The organism is Nonomuraea sp. NPDC049141, assembly GCF_040648415.1.
Lineage (GTDB): Bacteria > Actinomycetota > Actinomycetes > Streptosporangiales > Streptosporangiaceae > Nonomuraea.
In genome coordinates this window covers 55242-74299 of the sequence record NZ_JBEZDR010000018.1, presented here as the reverse complement: position 1 = coordinate 74299, position 19058 = coordinate 55242, and the positions used below count along the sequence as shown (strand labels likewise).

21 protein-coding genes are annotated in these 19058 nt (G+C 69.8%); 9 read left to right on the top strand and 12 right to left on the bottom strand.

Annotated elements, in window-relative coordinates:
- Positions 1 to 9 precede the first annotated feature (9 nt).
- The 4 genes from AB0B91_RS42940 to AB0B91_RS42925 form a co-directional block, all read right to left on the bottom strand.
- Positions 10 to 765 (bottom strand): alpha/beta hydrolase, encoded by a 756-nt coding sequence (locus AB0B91_RS42940; protein WP_358333164.1) that lies wholly within the window; start codon positions 763 to 765, stop codon positions 10 to 12.
- 83 nt (positions 766 to 848) lie between these two features.
- The gene (locus tag AB0B91_RS42935; RefSeq protein ID WP_358333161.1) at positions 849 to 3704 is read right to left on the bottom strand and encodes an AAA family ATPase; all 2856 of its coding nucleotides are present in this window, start codon (positions 3702 to 3704) and stop codon (positions 849 to 851) included.
- Positions 3705 to 3807: 103 nt separating this feature from the next.
- Positions 3808 to 4476: an alpha/beta hydrolase gene (locus AB0B91_RS42930; protein WP_358333158.1), complete on the bottom strand. Its 669-nt coding sequence runs from the start codon at positions 4474 to 4476 to the stop codon at positions 3808 to 3810.
- Between the two features lie 112 nt (positions 4477 to 4588).
- Complete coding sequence (locus tag AB0B91_RS42925; protein WP_358333155.1) at positions 4589 to 6862, bottom strand: helix-turn-helix domain-containing protein; 2274 nt, start codon at positions 6860 to 6862, stop codon at positions 4589 to 4591.
- 159 nt (positions 6863 to 7021) lie between these two features.
- On the opposite strand from AB0B91_RS42925, the gene AB0B91_RS42920 reads away from it, so the two are divergent.
- The 4 genes from AB0B91_RS42920 to AB0B91_RS42905 all read left to right on the top strand — a co-directional run bounded on the left by AB0B91_RS42920 (position 7022) and on the right by AB0B91_RS42905 (position 10541).
- Positions 7022 to 8038 (top strand): alpha/beta hydrolase, encoded by a 1017-nt coding sequence (locus tag AB0B91_RS42920; protein WP_358333152.1) that lies wholly within the window; start codon positions 7022 to 7024, stop codon positions 8036 to 8038.
- Between the two features lie 26 nt (positions 8039 to 8064).
- Entirely contained in the window at positions 8065 to 8376 is a 312-nt protein-coding gene (locus tag AB0B91_RS42915; RefSeq protein ID WP_358333149.1) for a cupin domain-containing protein, read from the top strand.
- Positions 8377 to 8418: 42 nt separating this feature from the next.
- Positions 8419 to 9267 carry an alpha/beta hydrolase gene (locus AB0B91_RS42910; RefSeq protein ID WP_358333146.1) on the top strand — a complete coding sequence of 283 codons (849 nt, stop codon included), beginning with the start codon at positions 8419 to 8421 and terminating at the stop codon, positions 9265 to 9267.
- Positions 9268 to 9473: 206 nt separating this feature from the next.
- Complete coding sequence (locus AB0B91_RS42905) at positions 9474 to 10541, top strand: MBL fold metallo-hydrolase (RefSeq protein WP_358333142.1); 1068 nt, start codon at positions 9474 to 9476, stop codon at positions 10539 to 10541.
- Between the two features lie 72 nt (positions 10542 to 10613).
- Here AB0B91_RS42905 and AB0B91_RS42900 read toward each other — a convergent pair whose 3' ends face one another.
- The 4 genes from AB0B91_RS42900 to AB0B91_RS42885 all read right to left on the bottom strand — a co-directional run bounded on the left by AB0B91_RS42900 (position 10614) and on the right by AB0B91_RS42885 (position 12870).
- Positions 10614 to 10982, bottom strand: a complete 369-nt coding sequence (locus AB0B91_RS42900) for an MFS transporter (RefSeq protein ID WP_358333139.1) — start codon at positions 10980 to 10982, stop codon at positions 10614 to 10616.
- 67 nt (positions 10983 to 11049) lie between these two features.
- A complete protein-coding gene (locus AB0B91_RS42895) occupies positions 11050 to 11619 on the bottom strand; it encodes a TetR family transcriptional regulator (protein WP_358333136.1) in 570 nt (189 codons plus the stop codon).
- Entirely contained in the window at positions 11616 to 12203 is a 588-nt protein-coding gene (locus AB0B91_RS42890; protein WP_358333133.1) for a sugar O-acetyltransferase, read from the bottom strand. Before AB0B91_RS42890 ends, AB0B91_RS42895 begins: the two co-directional genes overlap by 4 nt.
- A gap of 49 nt (positions 12204 to 12252) precedes the next feature.
- The gene (locus AB0B91_RS42885; protein WP_358333130.1) at positions 12253 to 12870 is read right to left on the bottom strand and encodes a LysE family translocator; all 618 of its coding nucleotides are present in this window, start codon (positions 12868 to 12870) and stop codon (positions 12253 to 12255) included.
- 116 nt (positions 12871 to 12986) lie between these two features.
- Here AB0B91_RS42885 and AB0B91_RS42880 point away from each other — a divergent pair, with 116 nt between their 5' ends.
- On the top strand, positions 12987 to 13439 hold the full coding sequence (locus AB0B91_RS42880) for an Lrp/AsnC family transcriptional regulator (RefSeq protein ID WP_358333127.1): 453 nt from the start codon (positions 12987 to 12989) through the stop codon (positions 13437 to 13439).
- A 361-nt stretch (positions 13440 to 13800) separates the two neighbouring features.
- On the opposite strand, the gene AB0B91_RS42875 is transcribed toward AB0B91_RS42880, so the two are convergent.
- Together AB0B91_RS42875 and AB0B91_RS42870 are read right to left on the bottom strand one after the other, a co-directional pair.
- Positions 13801 to 14190, bottom strand: coding sequence for a VOC family protein (locus AB0B91_RS42875; RefSeq protein WP_358333124.1), 390 nt, complete (start codon positions 14188 to 14190; stop codon positions 13801 to 13803).
- Positions 14191 to 14229: 39 nt separating this feature from the next.
- Positions 14230 to 14415: a hypothetical protein gene (locus AB0B91_RS42870; protein WP_358333121.1), complete on the bottom strand. Its 186-nt coding sequence runs from the start codon at positions 14413 to 14415 to the stop codon at positions 14230 to 14232.
- A 115-nt stretch (positions 14416 to 14530) separates the two neighbouring features.
- Between AB0B91_RS42870 and AB0B91_RS42865 the strand changes: the two genes are divergently transcribed.
- Positions 14531 to 15178 carry a TetR/AcrR family transcriptional regulator gene (locus AB0B91_RS42865; RefSeq protein ID WP_358333118.1) on the top strand — a complete coding sequence of 216 codons (648 nt, stop codon included), beginning with the start codon at positions 14531 to 14533 and terminating at the stop codon, positions 15176 to 15178.
- A 167-nt stretch (positions 15179 to 15345) separates the two neighbouring features.
- On the opposite strand, the gene AB0B91_RS42860 is transcribed toward AB0B91_RS42865, so the two are convergent.
- Both AB0B91_RS42860 and AB0B91_RS42855 read right to left on the bottom strand, forming a co-directional pair.
- Positions 15346 to 15495, bottom strand: coding sequence for a hypothetical protein (locus AB0B91_RS42860; protein WP_358333115.1), 150 nt, complete (start codon positions 15493 to 15495; stop codon positions 15346 to 15348).
- A 3-nt stretch (positions 15496 to 15498) separates the two neighbouring features.
- A complete protein-coding gene (locus AB0B91_RS42855; RefSeq protein ID WP_358333112.1) occupies positions 15499 to 15771 on the bottom strand; it encodes a GntR family transcriptional regulator in 273 nt (90 codons plus the stop codon).
- 263 nt (positions 15772 to 16034) lie between these two features.
- On the opposite strand from AB0B91_RS42855, the gene AB0B91_RS42850 reads away from it, so the two are divergent.
- The 3 genes from AB0B91_RS42850 (at position 16035) to AB0B91_RS42840 (ending at position 19056) form a co-directional block, all read left to right on the top strand.
- Positions 16035 to 16829 (top strand): SDR family oxidoreductase, encoded by a 795-nt coding sequence (locus tag AB0B91_RS42850; protein ID WP_358333109.1) that lies wholly within the window; start codon positions 16035 to 16037, stop codon positions 16827 to 16829.
- 10 nt (positions 16830 to 16839) lie between these two features.
- Entirely contained in the window at positions 16840 to 17838 is a 999-nt protein-coding gene (locus tag AB0B91_RS42845; protein WP_358333106.1) for a Gfo/Idh/MocA family oxidoreductase, read from the top strand.
- 63 nt (positions 17839 to 17901) lie between these two features.
- Complete coding sequence (locus AB0B91_RS42840) at positions 17902 to 19056, top strand: Gfo/Idh/MocA family oxidoreductase (RefSeq protein ID WP_358333103.1); 1155 nt, start codon at positions 17902 to 17904, stop codon at positions 19054 to 19056.
- Positions 19057 to 19058 lie beyond the last annotated feature (2 nt).

Genomic DNA, 19058 nt, shown 5'->3' with positions numbered 1-19058 from the left:
ACATGGCTGTCATGCCGGATGGGTGTGCTTGACCGCCTGGGTCGCGGTCGCGGCGGTGCGGATGTGGCCGGCCACGGCTGCCGGTTGCGACAGCGCGATCGCGTGTGAGGCGTCGACCTCGATGGTGTCGGCCCCGGCGCGCTGGGCCATGAAACGCTGTGCGGCGGTATGGATCGCCTGGTCCGCGGTCGCCACGACGTACCAGGACGGCAGGGTTTTCCAGCTCGCGGCGGGAGAGCTCTCCTCGAACGCCACCGCCGCGATGGGGCGCTGCGCGGCGGCCGCCACCGAGGTGAGGCGCTCGGGCAGGTCGGCGGCGAACACCGCGGCGAACTGGTCTTCCTTGAGGAACAGCTCCACGGCCTCTTCTCCATCGCCAGTGCGGAAGACGGCCGGCCGCAGCGCCGGGCCCAGCCGGCTGTCGGGGAAGCGGCCCGTGACGTCCAGCACGCTCTCCCCTGCCTCCAGGGCGAAAGCGGTCACGTAGACCAGCCCGACCACGTTGCCCGGCTGGGCTGCGGCCCGGGTGATGACCACACCGCCGTAGGAGTGACCCACCAGCAGGACCGGACCGTCGATCGCGGCGACGACGCCGGCGAGGTAGGCGGCGTCGGTGGCCGGTCCGCGCAGCGGGTTGGCCACAGCGATCACGGGGATCCCGGAATCCTGGAGCTCGGCGATCACGCCCGCCCAGCTCGACGCGTCCGTGAAGGCGCCGTGGACCAGCACGACGGTCGGCGTGCTGCCGTTCTTGAAGGAACTCATGGCCTCACCGTAAGAAGCCCTCTGCGCGGGTCGCGAGCGTCACATGACTGCGTCACCGAGCGTCACCAGGCGAAGCGGTGAGGTCAGGATGGTACGCGCAGGGCTCTGCTCAACGCCGATCGCGAGGTGACCCCCAGCTTGGGGAAGATCCTGTAGAGGTGGGAGCTGACGGTTCGATGAGACAGATAGAGCTTCTCGCCGATCTCCCGGTTCGTCAGGCCATCGGCCGCCATCTGGACGATCTGGAGTTCCTGCGCGGTCAGCACGTCGCGCGCTTCACTGCTGCGACTGCGGCTGCTCTCGCCGGAGGCCCGCAGTTCCTGGCGCGCTCGCTCGCTCCAGGGGATCACCCCCAAGGCGTCGAACGTCTCGCGAGCCGTGCGCAAGGGTGCCCGCGACTCGGCCGTACGCCGCTGGCGCCGCAGCCATTCGCCGTACGCCAGTTGCACCCGAGCCCGTACGAAGGGCCATCGCCGCAGGTCGGCACCGAGCGCGGCGTCGAAGAGGGGCTCTGCTGCCGCCTCATCGGACAGGACGGCCCGGGCGTAGCGCAGGTCGGCGTGCAAGGACGGCGACGGCGTGGTGAGCGCCACCGCCTCCAGTTCCTCGATGATGCCGGCCACCGCGTGCCCTTGACCGCTGTGCGCCGCGGCGTCTGCGAGTTCGGCGATGGAAAAGCAGCGCAGCGCCAGGTGGAAGGCCGGATCGGCGGGGTCGTGCATCCGTCGCAGCTGGTCGAAGGCGTCGGCGTAACGTCCCTCGCCCAGCGCGGCGAGTCCACGCGCGAGCTGCACCGTGGCCAGCACGGGCCGGGCTCCGATGGGCAGGGCCACCTGCTCGGCCGCCACCGCGAGGCTCTCCACGCGATCCTGCTCGCCGCGCAGCGCGGCGAGCACCGCGCCCGAGGCCTGAGCGATGGCGTGCATCAGCGGCTGGGAGGTCTCGTGCGCCAGACGGGCGGCCTCCTCGGCCGCGGGGATGGCCACGCTCAGGTCGGCCAGCCGGGCCGCGCTCCACGCCTGTGCCCCGAGGTCTCGCGCCAGGAGGCTGAGCCGGCCCTGCGCGCGCAGAGTCGGCAGCGACGCGGCGCTGAACTCCTCCGACAGGTCGAACGCCCCCACCATCAACGCCGAACTGCCGAGCAGGCGAGCCGCGGGCCGGCCGCCGGTCGGGTGGGCGGCCAGATGGCGTAATCGCTCGATCACGACCTTGCCACGCTCGATCGGAGCCGCGAACGCCAGGACCGTCAGCAACCGCCCGTCCAGATCGTCGACGGGCAGGCCCTCGGCCACGGTGACGACGCGTTGCCGCGACCGCTCGTCAGCATGAGCCCAGAAACATCGCAAGGACGCACTGGACAGGAGTTTCAGCGCGAGATCGACGTCCCCCTGCGCCGCCATCGTCTCGGCGAGATCGGCCAGAGAGTGCGCTGCCGCGCTGTCGTCACGGATGCCGTCCTGGAAGCTCTCGCGGATCCACACGACACGGGCCTGCTGCTGGGCCGACAGGTGCGGCTGCTCGCCTTCGCCCAGCAGCCGCACGACGATATCGCGCCGTCCCATCTCGGCCGCGTACTCGGCGGCCCGCACCAGCCGTTCAGACCGGTGAGCGGGATTCTCACTGAGCCTGACCGCGTCCTCCAGCGCCGCGACGGCCGACAGCAGGTCGCCCCGACGTCGCACGCTTTGGGCCGTGGTCTCCAGCTCGACGGCAATGCTCTCATCCGGCCTGGGGCTGGATGCCGCGCGGTGCCAGAGACGACGGTCCGGCCGGCCGGTGAGAACGTCGGCCAAGGCGGCGTGCACGGCGTGCCTCTGGGAGATGCTCGCGCCCTGGTAGATCGCCGAGCGCATGAGCGGGTGCCGGAACGACACCCCGGCTTCGTCCACGTCGACCAGCCGTACGGTGACAGCGGGAGCCAGATCGTCTGCCGTGACCGGTACACCGGTGATCAGCGCGCTGGCGTCGAGGGTCTCGGAAAGGTCGGTGCTGTCGTTGAGCGCGGCCACCAGCAGCATGGTCCGAAGGGTCGATGGCAATCCCGACATGCGGGCGGTGAAGGTCTGTTCCAGCCGGGTGGTCAGCGGGAGCCATCCCGGCGGCAGGGGGCCCTTCCCGTCCCGCGTGTCCGCGGCGATCGGCAGCTCGACGAGGGCCAAGGGGTTTCCCGCAGCCTCCCGCAGCAACCGGGTGCGTACCGCCGGCGTCAGGGTGGGGCTGCAGGCGTCCAGCAAGGCGGTCGCGGCGGTCTCATCGAGCCGATCGAGGAGCAACTCCTGCAGCCCCGCCCTTTCCAGGGGGCTCTGGAAACCGTCGCGTATCGCGGCCAGCAGCACGATCGGTTCGGAGTCCAGCCGCCGCGCGACGAACGCGAGCGCGTCGGCGCTTGCGCGGTCCAGCCAGTGAGCGTCCTCGACAAGGAGCAGGGCGGGCGCGCGGGCGGCGGCCTCGCCCAGGAGGTTCAGCGCCGCCAGGGCGATGAGGAACGGGTCCGGCACCCGGGCGTCGGTCAGCCCGAACGCCGCTCCCAGCGCGCCGCGCTGAGGTGCGGGCAGTTCCCCGATCTCGGTACGAAGCGGAAGCAGCACCTGATGCAGACCGGCGAAGGGCATGTGCGTCTCTGACTCCACACCGGCCGTCCGCAAGATCCGCATGCCCCGAGCGGCCGCGATCCCCGCCGTGTCCAGCAGCAAGGCCGACTTCCCGATCCCCGCCTCGCCGCGCACCAGCATCGCTCCGCCGCTCTTTCGGACGCCGTCCACGAACTCGCCGAGACGCCGCTGTTCGGACTCCCGCCCGAAAAGTGGTATTGCTTGCTGGTTTGCTGGCATATGAAGCCATGGTCGCGTGCGCTCGGGGTCCCGTCCAGCGAACTTGGTGGCGGTGATGAGGGTGCCGCCGGGGACGAGCACCATGCCTTCGTCGGAAACGCGGATCATGAGGATTCAGGCCTTTCGCTGATGCGCTCAGTTCTGCGGATGCGTGTTCTGGGCGGCTCGCAGGCGGCGGTGCTCTTTGGGGATGACGCCGCCCCACCTGCCGTCAGATGGCGGCCTCGCGGATGAGGTCGGCGACCGCGGCGGGCTGGGAGACGTAGACGGCGTGGCTGCCGATGACCTCGACGACCTTCGCTCCGGCGCGCTCGGCCATCATGCGCTGAGCCGGCGGCGGGATCATCCGGTCCTCGGTCGCGACGAGGTACCAGCTGGGCTTGTGCCGCCAGGCCGGTTCGGTGACCGACCCACCGAGGGCGTCCACGCCCCACGGGACTTGAGAATCGGCCATGAACGCCGCCACCTGGCCGGGCAGGTCGGCGGCGAACGAGGCGGCGAACGTGTCGCGGTCAAGGAAGAGGAAGCCCTCCTGGGGAGGGAGGATGGGCGGCGCCGGCGGGTCGGCGATGAGGGTGCTGACCGATTCGCCCTTGTCCGGGGCGAACGCGGCGATGTAGACCAGCGAAGTGACGTTGGGGTGGGCGCCGGCCTCACTGATGACGACCCCACCGTAGGAGTGGCCGACCAGGACGGCCGGGCCGTCGAGGCCGTCCAGGACCCGGCGGGTCACCGCGACGTCATCCGCCAGCGACAGCGTCGGGTTCTGCACGATGTGGACGCGGAGCCCGTTCCTGGTCAGCTCGTCGTAGACACCCCGCCAGCCGGATCCGTCCACGAAGCCACCGTGCACGAGCACGATGTTCCTGATGGTGGTCATGGTCGCTCCCGAGCTGGACGGACAGGCCCGGCGCGTGTCCTGGTGCTCTCCATCCAAGTCGCGTGCACGCGGCCCGGCCACGCAGAACAGGACGCAGAAGTAGGCCCGAGCGTCAGGCGTTCGCCAGGTCGCGGCAGCGGCTGCTCGCCTCGGCGTCGCCGATGGCTTCGTACACCTCGGCCGCCCTCGCGTAGGTATGGCGGCTCTCGCCGGTCCGGTCCTCCTCGGCCAGCAAGACCGCCAGTGTCTCCAGGGAGCGGGCCTGCGGGACGAGCAACTGAGCCTGCTCCATGAGGCTGGTCGCCTCGGTGAGCTTGATGATCGCCTCAGCCCGGTGGCCGAGCAATCCCAGGCATTCGCCGATGCGGGCCAGCACGATCGGCCTGTTGAACGCCGCGACGCTCGGCGTCATCCCCGAGCAGTCGTCGTTCAGCAGGGCCAGCACGTCGAGGTACTGCTTCAGCGCCTTGGTGTGATCTCCGGCGTCGCGAAGGCAGGTGCCGAGGGCGGCGAGAGAATGGCAGTACCGATCCATGTCGCCGTTGGCCAAGTGGATCCGCGCCGCCTGGGTTTCCGCCGCGATGGCCTCGTCGAGCCGCCCGAGCCGTCGAAGCGCGCCTCCCGCGTGGTGATGAGCCAAGCCGATCTGCGCCGTGGCACCACTGCGGGTTGCCAGGTCTATCGCCTGGGCTGTGTAGCGCAGTGCGGTCTCCGGGTCATCTCGCGGCAGCAGATGGACCCAGGCCAGCATGTTCAGTTGCGCGGCCTGCCGGGCCGGATCGCCCAGGGCGGCGGCGGCCTCGGCGCCGAGGGTGAACACCTCGTACCAGTGCGGCGCGTGCATCCACTGATCGGAGAACCAGTCCATCGACTCGGCGCAGTCGAGGACGGCGGTGAACCGGCCGATGCTCGCCGCGTGACGTAACGCGCCCAGCCAGTTGTCGACATTCACGCGTAGCCAGTGGTCGGCCTTCTCCGCGGAGGACAGCTCAGCGGCATCGGGGGCAGCTTGGCCAGGATCGCCGTACCCGGGCTCGAACCACCGCCCGGCGGTCGTGGCCGTCCGCAGCAGCCATGACGTCATCGTCACGGTGAGCGCGTCGCGCTCGGCCGCAGGCTCCTCCTGCTGAAGCCGATCGCGGGCGAACAGCCGTACCAGGTCGTGGAAGCGGTAGCGTTCCGACGTGCTGTCCTGCAGCAGACCGAGGTCGACGAGGTCGTCGAGGGCGTCCCATGCCTCCTCGATCGACGTGCCGCCCACCACGGCGGCCAGAGCGGCGTCGAAGCTGCGGCCCGGCACCAGGGCGAGCCGGCGGAAGAGCCGTCGCGTCGAGGTGGCCAGCTGCTCGTAGGACAGCCCGAACGCGGTGGCGATCTTGAGATCGCCGGCGCTGAGCTGGTCCAGGCGGCGCTCCTCGTTCGTCAGCCGGGCGGCGAGGTCGGCGGCGTTCCAGCCGGGTCGGCTGACCAGCCGATTTCCGGCGATCCGGAGCGCGAGGGGCAGACCGCCGCACAGCTGCGCGAGCTGCCCGACGGCCGATCCTTCGTCCGGGGCGCCGCGGTCTTTCAGGATTCCGGTCAGCAGCTCGGTGGCTTCCAGCAGGGGCAGGGGCCCGAGGGCGAGTCTGCGCACTCCTTCCAGACCGGCCAGCAGGCGGCGACTGGTCACCAGGGCCTTTCCCGCACCGCCGCCCGGCAGCAGCGGCCGGACCTGCTCCTCGGCGGCGGCATTGTCGAGCACGATCAGCACGCGCCGGTCACGCAGCAGGGACCGGTACAAGGACGCACGCCCGGCGACGTCGCCCGGGATCTGCTGATCCGCGATGCCGAGTGCGCGAAGCAGCATGCCCAAGGCATCGTCGACGGGCAGGGGCTGCGCAGACATACCGAACAGGTCGAGGAAGAACACCCCGTGAGGGAAGTCCGGCCGCAGGGCGTGGGCGGCGCGGACTGCCAACGTGGTCTTGCCCAGCCCGGCAGAACCGGTGATGAGCCCCACACCCGCGGCGCCCGGCGCGTCCCCGGCGCGTAAGAGCTCGCTGATCCAGGCCAGTCCCGCGGCTCGACCGGTGAAGTCGCCGACGGAGCGCGGCAGCTCGCACAGCCCGGTCGGGCGGGCCCAGTGATCGCGCAGGCGGCCCTCGCGTGCCAGCTCGACGAGCTGGTCGCGGTCGGCGTCGCCCAGGCCGAGGGCGTCGGCCAGCGCGGTGACGGTCCGATGCTGGGAACCCTTGCTGCGTCCGCGTTCCATGTCCGACAGCGTCCGGGCGCTGACCCCCGAGGCCTCGGCGAGCTGCTCCAGCGTCAGACGTGCCGCGTGCCGATGGCGACGCAGCACCTCCGCGAAGCTGGGTGCGGTAATCGAGCGCTCCTTCTCCGCGATCAAGTGGAGATCACCCAAAGCTTACGGGAGAGAGCCGGTGGCAGCGGAGGCCACTGCTTCGTTCACCTTCAGCCTGGAACAAGACCTGCGGTCACGTAGCGCTCGGTGACGCAGTCAGGTGACGCTCGCGCGGCAAGCGAGCCGGTTTCTACGGTTTGCCCCATGAACGCCAAGAAGGTCCGCGGCCGCGTCGTCATCCCGATCGCGGTGGCCGGCATGTTCGCCTACCTCGCCCCTGCCGCTTCCGCCCAGGCCGCCCCGGTGCCCATCACAGCCATCGCCTCCAAGACGCCGTCGGAGACCGGCCATGCGCCGCGCATTCCGGCAGGTTTTCGTGAGGGGAGAGTTCAGGTCGGCGACGTCGCGATCAACTACGTGCGCGGTGGACACGGGCCGACGCTGGTCCTGCTGCACGGATACCCGCAAACCTGGTACACCTGGCGCGAAGTCCTGCCCGAGCTCGCCAAGCACTACACGGTCATCGCGCCGGATCTACGCGGAGCAGGCAAGAGCGACGCACCCGCCAGTGGCTACGACAAGAAGACCCTCGCCGCTGACCTGCACGGCTTGTTGACCAGGCTCGGCCTCAAGCGGGACATCAGGCTCGTGGGGCACGACATCGGCACGATGGTCGCCTACTCCTACGCCGCCGCCCACCCCGGCGACGTCACCAAGCTGGTCCTCAGCGAGGCACCCATCCCCGACAAGACCCTCTACACCTTCCCCTCCCTCACCGCGAAGGGGCCGGGCTTCTGGAACTTCGGCTACTTCAGCGTCCGCAACGGCCTGCCCGAGCGCATGGTGAACGGCCGGGAGGAGCAGTGGGTGGAGCGTTTCGTCGACTCCCTCGAAGTCAAGAAGAACGGCGTCAGCGACGAACAGGTCCGCGAGTACGCCCGCTACCTGCGCGATGACGCTCACCTGCGGGCGAGTTTCGAATGGTTCCGCGCCTTTCCCAAGGACGTCGCTGACAACAGCGCATACAGCGCGAAGAAGCTCACCATGCCCGTACTCGCCATCGGCGCCCGCGGCAGCCTCGGTGACTTCGTCCCCACCCAAGTCCGCAAGTACGCCGGCCATGTGACCGGGATCGTCATCGAGGACTCCGGTCACTGGATCTTCGAGGAACAGCCCGAACAGCTCACCCGCACACTCCTGCGCTTCCTCAAGAAGAACTGACCCGACGCCGAAACAGGAGCAGCCACATGAACAACAGACGTGCACCCCATTCCGGCGACACGCAGAACCCCTTCTGGTTCCTCGGTGGCCGGGCCCAGATCCTGGTGCCGGGCACGGCGACCGGCGGCACCTTGAGCGTGATGGAGTTCACCGACCCCAAGGGCCACGCGCCACCCCTGCACGTTCACGAGGCGGAGGACGAGATCTGGATCGTGCTCGATGGAGAGATCACCTTCTTCGTCGGGGACGACCGCTACGACCTGTTCGACATCGAAGCCATCCTCGCCTCGGCCGAGGCGTACCGCCTGCGCGTGGCGGGTCCTCCGCCGGTGGCCTAGGCGCACCGCTCGACACCTTCACCCCTACCAAGGAGATCCGCCATGTCCGCACAGACCTCTCCGCTCTTCCGGCCGGGGATCCGACTCCTGTTGCCCGTGACACTGGCCGTCCTGGCCATGCTGGCCATCCTGGTCACGGCTCTTCCCTCGGCCGCCGCCGCGACGAGCCGGCAAACGGTCAAACCCACTGTGGTGCTGGTCCACGGTGCGTTCGCCGACGCCTCGAGCTGGAACAAGGTCGTCGCCCGGCTCCAAGGGGCCGGCTACCCGGTGATCGCCCCCGCCAACCCCCTGCGCGACCTGGCAGGCGATTCGGCCTACCTGTCGAGCATCGTCTCCAGCATCGACGGACCGGTCATTCTGGTCGGCCACTCCTACGGCGGAGCGGTCATCTCCAACGCCGCCACCGGCCACCCCAACGTCAAGGCGCTGGTCTTCATCGCCGCGTTCGCACCCGAGGAGGCCGAGTCAGCGCTCGACCTGACCGGTAAGTTCCCCGGCAGCCAGCTGCCCACCAGCCTGATCACCCGCCAGTACCCGCTGCCCGGCGGCGGTACCGGCACCGACGCCTACATCGCCCCCGCCGCATTCCACGCCGCCTTCGCCGCCGACCTGCCCGCCCGCGACACCGCCCTGATGGCCGCCACCCAGCGCCCGGCCGCCCTGGCCGCGCTCGGCTCCCCGAGCGGAGCGCCCGCCTGGAAGACCATCCCCTCCTGGTACCTGGTCGCCGGCGCCGACCAGGCCATCCCACCCGCAGCCCAGCGGTTCATGGCCCAGCGCGCCGGCGCGCGCACCAGCGAAGTCGGGGAAGCCTCACACGTGATCATGATCTCCCGGCCTGACGCCACCACCGCTGTCATCACAGCGGCAGCCCGCGCCACCCGCTGATCCCCACACGAGACCCATCGGTCCGGCACGCGGCAGGCGCGATCCCCGCGCCTGCCGCGGTTCCGGCCAGCGCTCACCCGCGGACTGGGCCGGATCGTGACGGTCCAGGACACCGGCCGACCACCCCTCACCACCGGACCCTTCGATCCGCTCCGCCCGTCCTACGTTCGCCAGGCGGCCGCACCTTCCGAATGGAGACAATCCCCATGGTCCACACCATCGCCCACGCGAGTAGGCGAACCTTCCTCACCCGAGCGACCGCCGCATCGGCGCTACCCCTGGCCGCCAGCCTGCTCGGGACCGGCGAGGCGCCCGCATCCGGCGCCCTCCCCGACTACGCGCCCATCCCCGAGGCGTCGAAGGGCCCCGCGCTCAACGACAAGGGCTACTTCGTCGGCCGGATCGACGGCGACCTGCACTGGGTCACCGACTCCTCCTACCAGGCCATGTTCCTGACCACACGCCAGGGCGTCGTCCTCGTCGACGCGCCACCCACCATCGGGTACAACCTGCTGCGCGCCATCGAGGAGGTCACCCGGGCCAACGGGCGCCCCCGGAAGGTGACCCACCTCATCTACTCCCACTCGCACGCCGACCACATCGGAGCCGCCTCGATTTTCGGCAAGGACGTCATCCGCATCGGACATACCGAGACCGCGAGATTCCTGCGCCGGGACGCGGACCCGAACCGGCCGGCGCCCACGCTCACCTTCGACGACCACTACGTCCTGCGGGTCGGCGGCGAGCGTCTCGAACTGGCCTACCACGGCCCCAATCACTCACCCGACAACATCTTCATCCATGCCCCCAAGCAGGAGACCCTGATGGTGGTCGACGTGCTCTATCCCGGCTGGGTGCCCTTCAAGAATCTCGCTGTCTCCCAGGACATCCCCGGCTGGCTGCGGGCCCACGACACCGCCATGGGATATCCGTGGCGCACCCTCGTCGGCGGCCACCTCGGCCGCCTCGGCACCCGCGCCGACGGACACCTGCAGCAGCGATACCTGGCCGACCTGCGGACCAGCGTCCGTGACACGGTCGCCAGCCTCGACCCGGCGCCGTTCTTCGGCAAGTACGGTCCGGCCGGCAACGCGTGGGCGATCTTCGCCGGCTACCTGGACGCGGTCGCCCAGCAGGCCGCCGCCCCGGTCGTCGCCGGCTACCTCGGCACGCTGGCCGCCGCCGACGTGTTCACCAAGGACAACGCCTTCGGTCTGCTGGAGTCCATGCGAATCGACACCGGCCTGCTCGGGCCCTTCGGCATCCACCCCTGACCAACATGCTCGACGCCGGCCAAGAGCCCGCAGTCGAACCCCCAGACAGTGCGTTCGGGACAAGCCCCGAGCCTAGGCTGGGGTGCGGTTGGTCAGGACATGGGCGAGAACGACGGTGATGACGCCGGCCAGGACGACGCTGAGCAGTCCGGGCAGTTCGTCCGCGGTGTGCATGGCGGCGGGCACGAGGGTGGCGACGCCGAGCCCGGCGAGGGCGAAGCCGGCCAGCGCGGTCGCGACGGACGGCACGGCGAGGGCAGCGCCCATGCCGACGGCGGCCAGGGCTCCGCCGGCGCGGACGACGGTGCGCCGGCCGAAGCGGTCCACGACACGGTCACCGGTCAGACGGCCGACCGTCATGGCGACCTGGAGAGCCACGACGGCCAGACCCGCGGTGGCGGCATCGGTACGCAGGTCGGCGCTGAGGTAAAGGGGCCTCACGGGTGGGTGCGGTGAGAGGGGCAGCGGGCATCGGCTCTCCGATCACGTTGGTGCGGGCGAGCGGAGATCAGCGGAAGTACCGGTGGATGGCGTGGCGGATCTGGTCGGGCGTCATCGGGTCGGTCGACAGAGCGCTGTGCAGCACGAGCCCTTCGATCAGCGCGTCCAGCTCCCGGGCGGTGGTGGCGTCGAAATGGCGCTCCAGCGCCCGGCGGCTGCGCGCCATCCATGCCTGCGTGACGGCTCTCAGGGCCGGATTACGCGCAGCGGCCACGTACAGCTCCACGGACAGGACGAGATCGTCCTGTGAGCCGAGCAGGTCGTCCGACACCAGCGCGATGACCGACTCGACCGCCTCCTGACGATCCTGAGCGGCGCTCAGACGCTCGTCGAAGACGCGGGCCACCGCGTCGGCGTGCCGGGTGAACGCCTCGGCCAGTACTTCCTCAAGCGACGTGAAGTGGTAGGTCATCGACCCCAGCGGCACGTCCGCGGCGCGAGCGATCTCCCGATGCGTCGTCCCGGCGACGCCACGCTCAGCGATGACGGTGAGTGCCGCGTCGATCAGCCGGTCCCGCCGCCCGGGGTCGTGCCGCCGCGGCCGCCGTGGAGCGGACGCGTCGGTGGGGCCGCTCATGCCGTATCCAGCTCGATCGTGCGGATCACCCGGGCGGGATTGCCCACCGCGACCACGTTGGCCGGAAGATCGCGGGTGACCACCGCGCCCGCCCCCACGACCGTGTTCTCCCCGATCGTGACCCCGGCCAGGATGATCGCCCCACTGCCCAGCCACACGTTGTCACCGATGGTGATCGGCTTGGCGGCCTCCCACTTCGCCCGGCGCAGCTCTGGATCAACCGGATGAGTCGGCGTCATGAGCTGCACATACGACCCGATCTGCACATCGTTCCCGATGGTGATCGACGCGACGTCCAGGGCGACGAGCCCGAAGTTGGCGAACGACCGGGCGCCGATGCGGATGTTGCCGCCGTAGTCCACGCGCAGCGGCGGCCGGATCTCCGTACCTTCACCGACCGCACCCAGGAGCTCGGTGAGCAGCCGGCGCCGCTCCCGCGGATCACGCGCCGACGTCGCGTTGAACGCCTCCACCAGGTCCATGGCCCGCAGCATGTGCTCGGCCAGCTCGGGATCGTCGGCGATGTACAGGTCACCGGCGAGCATGCGCTCGCGCATCGAGCGGCCGTCGAAGTCAGACTCCATATGTACGAGCGTACGCATGGAGTGTACGCAGGTACATATCTGCGGGGCCCTACCCGACCAGCTGCTCCACCAGCAGCAGCACACCGATCACCACCATCGCCGCGCCGGAGAAGCGGCTCACCGTCCGGGCCGCGGCGGGCCGCGCCCGCAGCACCCGGCGCGCTCCCGCGCCCACTCCGGTGTAGACCACGGCGCAACTGGCCACGTGCACCAGCCCCAACGCCACGATCTGCACCGCGAGCGGCCAACCGGCGTCCGGGTCGGTGAACTGCGGCAGCAGCGCCAGGAACAGCAGGAACACCTTCGGGTTGAGCCCGCTGATCCCTGCCCCTTTCACCATCTGCCGCGCCCACGAGGTGGCGGCCTGTTCCGCACCGGCCTGCGGGGCCGCGGGGCGAGCCAGCATGCCGATCCCCAGCCAGACCAGATAGGCCGCGCCCGCCACGGTCAGCGCGGTCATCACCAGCGGCGACCGGGCCACCAGGGCGGCCACTCCGGCCGCCACCAGCGCAGTGGCCGCCAGATGCCCGGCCAGCAGCCCGCCCACCGCCGGCAACACCGTCCGATGGCGCAGCCCCGCCGTGATCGCGTAGGCCCAGTCCGCGCCGGGTGTCACCACGAACATCAATGAGACCGCCCAGAACGCGGCGACGGTACCGACGGGCATGACCTTGCTTCTCCTTCGCGCTCACTCAGATTCGATAAGGAAGTTTATGGTCGCATGGCCGGAATGTGCTTCCAATCTTTCCCCCACAAAGCCCGTTATGAGGGAGAATCTGCCCCATGGACGACGTAGACCGGAGAATTCTTGCCGAACTCCAGCGCGACGGGCGGCTCACCATCACCGAACTCGCCGAGCGCGTCCGCCTCAGCGTCTCGCCCTGCCACCGCCGCCTGCGCGCCCTGGAACACTCCGGCGCGATCAGCGGCTACCGGGCACACCTCGACGCCCACGCCTTGGGCCTGACGTTCGAGGCCCTCGTCTTCGTCACCATGCGCGCCGCGGACCGCGACACGGTCGACGCCTTCGAGCAGGCGGTCGCCGCCGTCCCGCACGTCCTGCAGGCTCAACGGCTGTTCGGTGACCCCGACTACCTGATGCGCGTCATCGCCCGCGACCTGGCCGCCTTCCAGGAGGTCTACGACGGCCAGTTGTCCGCTCTTCCCGGCGTCCTGCGCCTCAGCTCCACCCTTGTCATGAAGAGCGTCGTCGAGAACCGGCCCTTGCCTCTGTGAGCTGCCCGGCCGCGGTTCGCAGAACAGGGCCGCGGTGGTCGGTTCATCAACAGGATGGTCATTCGCCAGCACTGGGACGACATGGTCCGGGTGGCCCTGCCGCTGCCGGTCACCGACGTGGTGGGACTCCGGGGCACATCCAGCAGGACGTTGGTGAACGGCCCCCAGGAAGGCGCCTCGGGGAGCTCGAACAGCTCACGGAAGAACCGTGCCGAGGCGTGGCGGTCCTTGGCGGCGATGATGGTGTGGTTGAAGGTCACAGGTATGGCGGTTTCTCCTGCTCAAGGGGAAAGTGACGCGTCGAGTGCGTTCCCGCACGTCGCGGTGACGCGCCGATTGGGGCCTTTGTCGTGCGGGCGGGTCAGCGGCGTTCGGGGGCGACCCATTCGACGAACTGGACGATCAGGCCGTTGGGGTCGGTGACCTGGAACAAGGCTTCGCCCCAGGGCTCCTGGCGCAGCGGCATGGTGATCTGCGCCCCGGCGTCGCGCAGCCGCTTTTCCTGCTCGGCCAGGCCGCCGTCGAGGGTGAAGGCGAGGATCAGACCGCCGGCACGCTGGTCGCGCTGCTCGGGTGGCAGCACCTCGATGCCGCGGGCGAGCAGGACGATGTCGACCGAGTCGTCGCGCGACAGGGAGGCGAAGCCGGCGGCGGCATGCTGGACGGTGTAGCCCAGGTAGGTGGTGAAGAACGCCTGAGAGGCGGCGACGTCGTCGACGGTCAGCGAGACAGTGGAAGCGATGAACTGCAAGGGATCTCCTCTGGTGCGGCGGGGTGGGGTGGGGTGGGGTCAGTAGCTGCGGCGCCGGGGGACGATGCGCCTGCTCCGGACTTGCTGCGACGCACGGATGCTGTGGTCGGTCGGCGGCCGACGCAGTTCGGCGCCGTGCAGCGGGGCCCGCTCGGGCTGCTGCGATCGGGGCACACGAGCGAACTCGACCACGGGCGCGGCGGCGGCGTGGGGGTGCTTGCGCAAGGGCGTTCTCCTTCGAACTCGGCGTTCCATCGTCATAAACTTACGACGGAGGTAAAGTTAGTCCAGGGCGCCCAAGGGTGTCAACATAAAGATGCTACGAAGGTAAGATTGCTCCATGGTTACCCAGACTCCCGCTCCCGTCGCCGGGCTGCGCGAGACCAAGAAGCACGAAACCCGGCAGCTCATCTCCGACCATGCGACCCGGCTGTTCATCGCCCAGGGCTTCGAGCCGACGACCATCGCCGAGATCGCCGCCGTCGCCCGCGTAGCAAAGAAGACCGTCACCAACTACTTCCCGCGTAAGGAAGACCTGGCCCTGGACCATCAGGAGGAGTTCGCCGCCTCCCTGGCCCGTGCCGTCACCGCACGACGCCCAGGGGAATCAGCGCTGGCCGCGCTGCGCCGCGCGTTCGCCGACGCCGTGGCCGCCCAGGACCCGGTCGCCGGATTCTCCGGCCAGGAGTTCGCCCGCATGATCGCCGACAGTCCCACCCTGACCGCCTGTCTGCGCGGCCTGCACGACCAGCGGGAACACCACCTCGCCCAAGTGCTCGCCGACGTCACTGCCGCCCAGTCCGACGACATCGCCGTGCAGACCGCCGCTGCTCTGCTGGGCACTGTGCACCGCGTGCTGTTTCACCGCATCCAGACCCTCACCCTCGCCGGACAGCCCAACGACCAGATCGCCCGCACCATCGCCGCCGAAGCCATCCAAGCCTTCGACTTGCTGGAGCCCGGCCTGGCCGACTATGCCTCTGGCTGATGTGAGTCATCGGGCCTGCTGTTCGGGCAGGCTCGGCGCCGGGCGCGCGAAACGACACGGCCCGCGACCGCAGGGGCCGCCAAAGGGAGCGTGGTTCAGGGTTGACCGGGCTGGCGTTCGATCAGCTTCACGACCTCGCCCGCGCTTCTGGCGATGTGCTCGCGGACCTAGGCGACGATCTGGTCCTCGTCGCCGGAGGTGATCACATCGACGAGGCGTACGTGCAGGTCGGCGTCTCGCGTCAGGTCGGCCTTGACGACGTCGCCGGAGTCGAGCGCGTCGAGATGGGTCTGGAGGGCATGGCGCAGCCGCGTCATGCCCTACCCGTGCGGATTCTTGGCGAGATTGAGGGCGGCGAGGGTCTCCAGCGCCACGCGAACCTCCGCCACGCCGAGGAGGTCCTGTGGACTGGGCTTGGCGACGCGAATGCCTTTGTAGGGCTCCTGCACCAGGGATCCCTCATGAATCAGCTGGTGGATCGCCTCACGGATGGTGGGCCTGCTGACGCCCAGCGCGTCGGCGAGCGGGGCTTCCTTGACGCGTTGCCCGGGTACGAGCTCGCCCGACAGCAAGGCGCGACGAATCGCGTCCACGACGACTTCCCATCGCACGAGAGCGTCACCGGCGAGATCTTCACCTCGGTGCCCGTCGATCCACAAGACCCGCTTCGAGTGGGCCTCCTGGTCACGTGATCACACTGCTCAGTCGGCTGCGACGGCTGAGGCGTTCTTGAGTCGTTCTGGCCGCCGTACGCGCACGGACGGAGCCTACGGTTTTGTGTCAGGGGTCACACACCCTGTCTCGCACCCGGCCGATCGTCGCGGGTGCGCCATCAGAACCTCCGGGGGAGCCAGTCATGCCTCAGCTCAGCGACGCCTTGCTCGACGGCAGGGTCGTCCTCGTCAGTGGTGGGACGCAAGGCTTGGGTGCGGCGATCGCCGACGCCGCGGTACGGAACGGCGCCGACGTCGTGGTCACCGGCCGGCGGAAGGACGTCGGTGAGCAGTTCGCGACCGATCTCGCCGAGCGGTCGGGCCGGCAGGTTCGCTACGTCCAGGCCGATGCCGGTGACGTCGGCCAGGGCCAGGCCGCGGTCGCGGAGACGATCGACCGGTTCGGCCGGATCGACTGCGTGGTGAACTGCGCCGGCCTCACCACCCGCGGCACGATGCTCGACACCACGCCGGAGCTCTTCGACGAGCACATCGCCGTCAATCTGCGCGGTCCGTTCTTCCTCATGCAGGCGGCGATCAAGGACATGGTCGCCCGAGGCAGAGGGGGTTCCATCGTCAACATCATCACGATGTCGTCCCACGGCGGTCAGCCGTACCTGGCGCCGTACGTCGCATCGAAGTCCGGCCTGGTCGGACTGACGCGCAATGCCGCGTTCGCTCATCGCTGGGACCGGATCCGGATCAACGGCGTGAACATCGGATGGACCGAGACCGAGGGCGAGGACGCCACCCAGCGCCGTTGGCACGACGCCGACGACGACTGGCTCGAAAGGGCCGCGGCACAGCAGCCCATGGGGAAGCTGGGGCAGGTCGACGAGATCGCCGACTTCGTGATCTTCCTGCTCTCGGCGCGCAGCGGTGTGGTCACCGGGTCCGTCATCGACTGGGACCAGACCATCCCGGGCACCTACGAGTAGAAGGTACGTCATGCGCATCGGACTGATCGGCGTGGGACGCATCGGCGCGTTCCACGCACAGACGCTCACGGACCTCCCGGCTGTCGACGAGATCATCATCACCGACGCCGTCCCCGACCTCGCGCGAGGAGTCGGAGAGCGGCTCGGCGTCCGCGTCGCCCCGGAGCCCGCCGACGTCCTGGCCTCAGGCGTCGACGGCATCATCATCGCGTCGTCGACCGCCACGCACCCCGACTTCATCCGGGCCTGCGTTCTGGCGGGGATCCCCACCTTCTGCGAGAAACCCGTCGCCGCACTGTCGGAGGAGGCCGTCGCGCTGCGGAACGAACTGGCCGGCAACGACACCCCGATCCAGATCGGCTTCCCACGCCGTTTCGACGCCGCCTACATGGCGGCCAGGGCAGACCTGGTCGCGGGCACCCTGGGGTACGTCCACACCGTACGCTCGACGACGCTGGACCCGGCGCCTCCGCCGGAGGCCTACATCCGCGGGTCGGGCGGCATCTTCAACGACTGCGCGATCCACGACTTCGACGCCGTCCGGTACGTCACCGGCCAGGAGGTCGTCGAGGTGTACGCCGCCGGCACCAACCAGGGCGTCGACTACATCGAGGCCGCCGGTGACGCCGAATCCGTCACCTCCATCCTGACCATGTCCGGCGGCACGCTCGCCGTCGTCTCCAACAGCCGTTCCAACGGCCGCGGCCACGACGTCCGTCTCGAGGTGCTGGGCAGCAAGGATTCCGTGGCCGCGGGCCTGGACGACCGCCTGCCGCTGCGGTCCGCCGATCCGGCGGTCGCCTTTCCGTCAGGCACACCGTGGAACTTCTTCATGGACCGCTTCGCGGACGCCTTCCGCGCCGAGCTGACCGCCTTCACCCAGGTCGTGGCCGGCACCCTGCCCTCGCCCTGCACCCTCCACGACGGCGTCGAGGCGTCGCTCATCGCCGAGGCCGCCACCCGCTCCTGGCGCGAGCACCGGCCGGTGCGCCTCGACGAAGTCCGCTGATCACCTTCAGAGCTGGCCTCCTTCAGAAAGGTAGGCGGAGCCATCCGCCACAGGTGGACCCCAATGTCGCTGAATGTCAACATCGGCATCGTCGGCTTCGGCTGGATGGGCCAGGTCCACGCCAAGGCCCTGACTCGCGTCCTTCAGCACTACCGCGATCTGGGCGCGACCCCGCGCCTGGTCGGGGTCGCGGACCCCGCCGACGACGACCGTCTCGACTACGCCCGCAAGGTCTTCGGCATCTCCTGGACCACCCCGGACTGGGCCGACCTCGTCAGCCGCGACGACATCGATCTGGTGTGTGTCGCGGGCCCGAACTTCACTCACCGCGACGTGGCCGTGACCGCCGCCAAGGCCGGCAAGCACATCTGGATCGAGAAGCCCGCCGGTCGCAACCTGGCCGAGACCCAGGAGATCGCCGATGCGATCGCGGCCGCGGGCGTCGCTTCCGCCGTCGGCTTCAACTACCGCAACGCCCCCGCCGTCGAAGTCGCCCGCGACCTGGTCGCCTCCGGCCGGATCGGCGAGGTCCGCCACGTCCGGGTGCAGATGCTCGGCGACTACTGCGCCCACCCCGACGGCGCCCTGACCTGGCGTTTCGTCAGGGACCAGGCCGGCAGCGGCGTCATCGGCGACCTCGCCTCGCACGGCCTCGACCTCGCCCAGTACGTTGTCGGCCCGATCACCGCCTTGCTCGCCGAGACGTCGACGTTCATCACCCGGCGTCCCCAGGCCATCGGCGCCTCGTCGCACTTCTCACGCGGCGCGGACGGCCCGCTGCTGCCGGTCGAGAACGAGGACCACGTCCTCACCATGCTGCGGTTCGCTTCCGGGGCCAAGGGCTTTCTGGAGGCCAGCCGCGCCTCCGTCGGCGAGCAGAACTCCTACGGGTTCGAGGTGCACGGCAGCACCGGTTCTCTCGCCTGGGACTTCCGGCGGATGGGCGAGCTGCAGGTGTGCCTCGGCCAGGACTACCAGGGCGCGTCGTGGACCACCCACCGCGTCGGGCCGGGCGATGGCGAGGCCGGGGCGTTCCAGCCGGACACCGCGATCCCGCTCAGCTTCGACGACCTCAAGGTGATCGAGGCCCAGCGGTTGCTCACCTCGATCGTCACCCGTACGCCCGACGGCGCGACCATCGCCGACATGGTGCTGGCCGCCCGGCTCGTCGACGCGATGCTTCGCTCGGACGCCGAGAAGCGCTGGATCAGCGTCTGAAC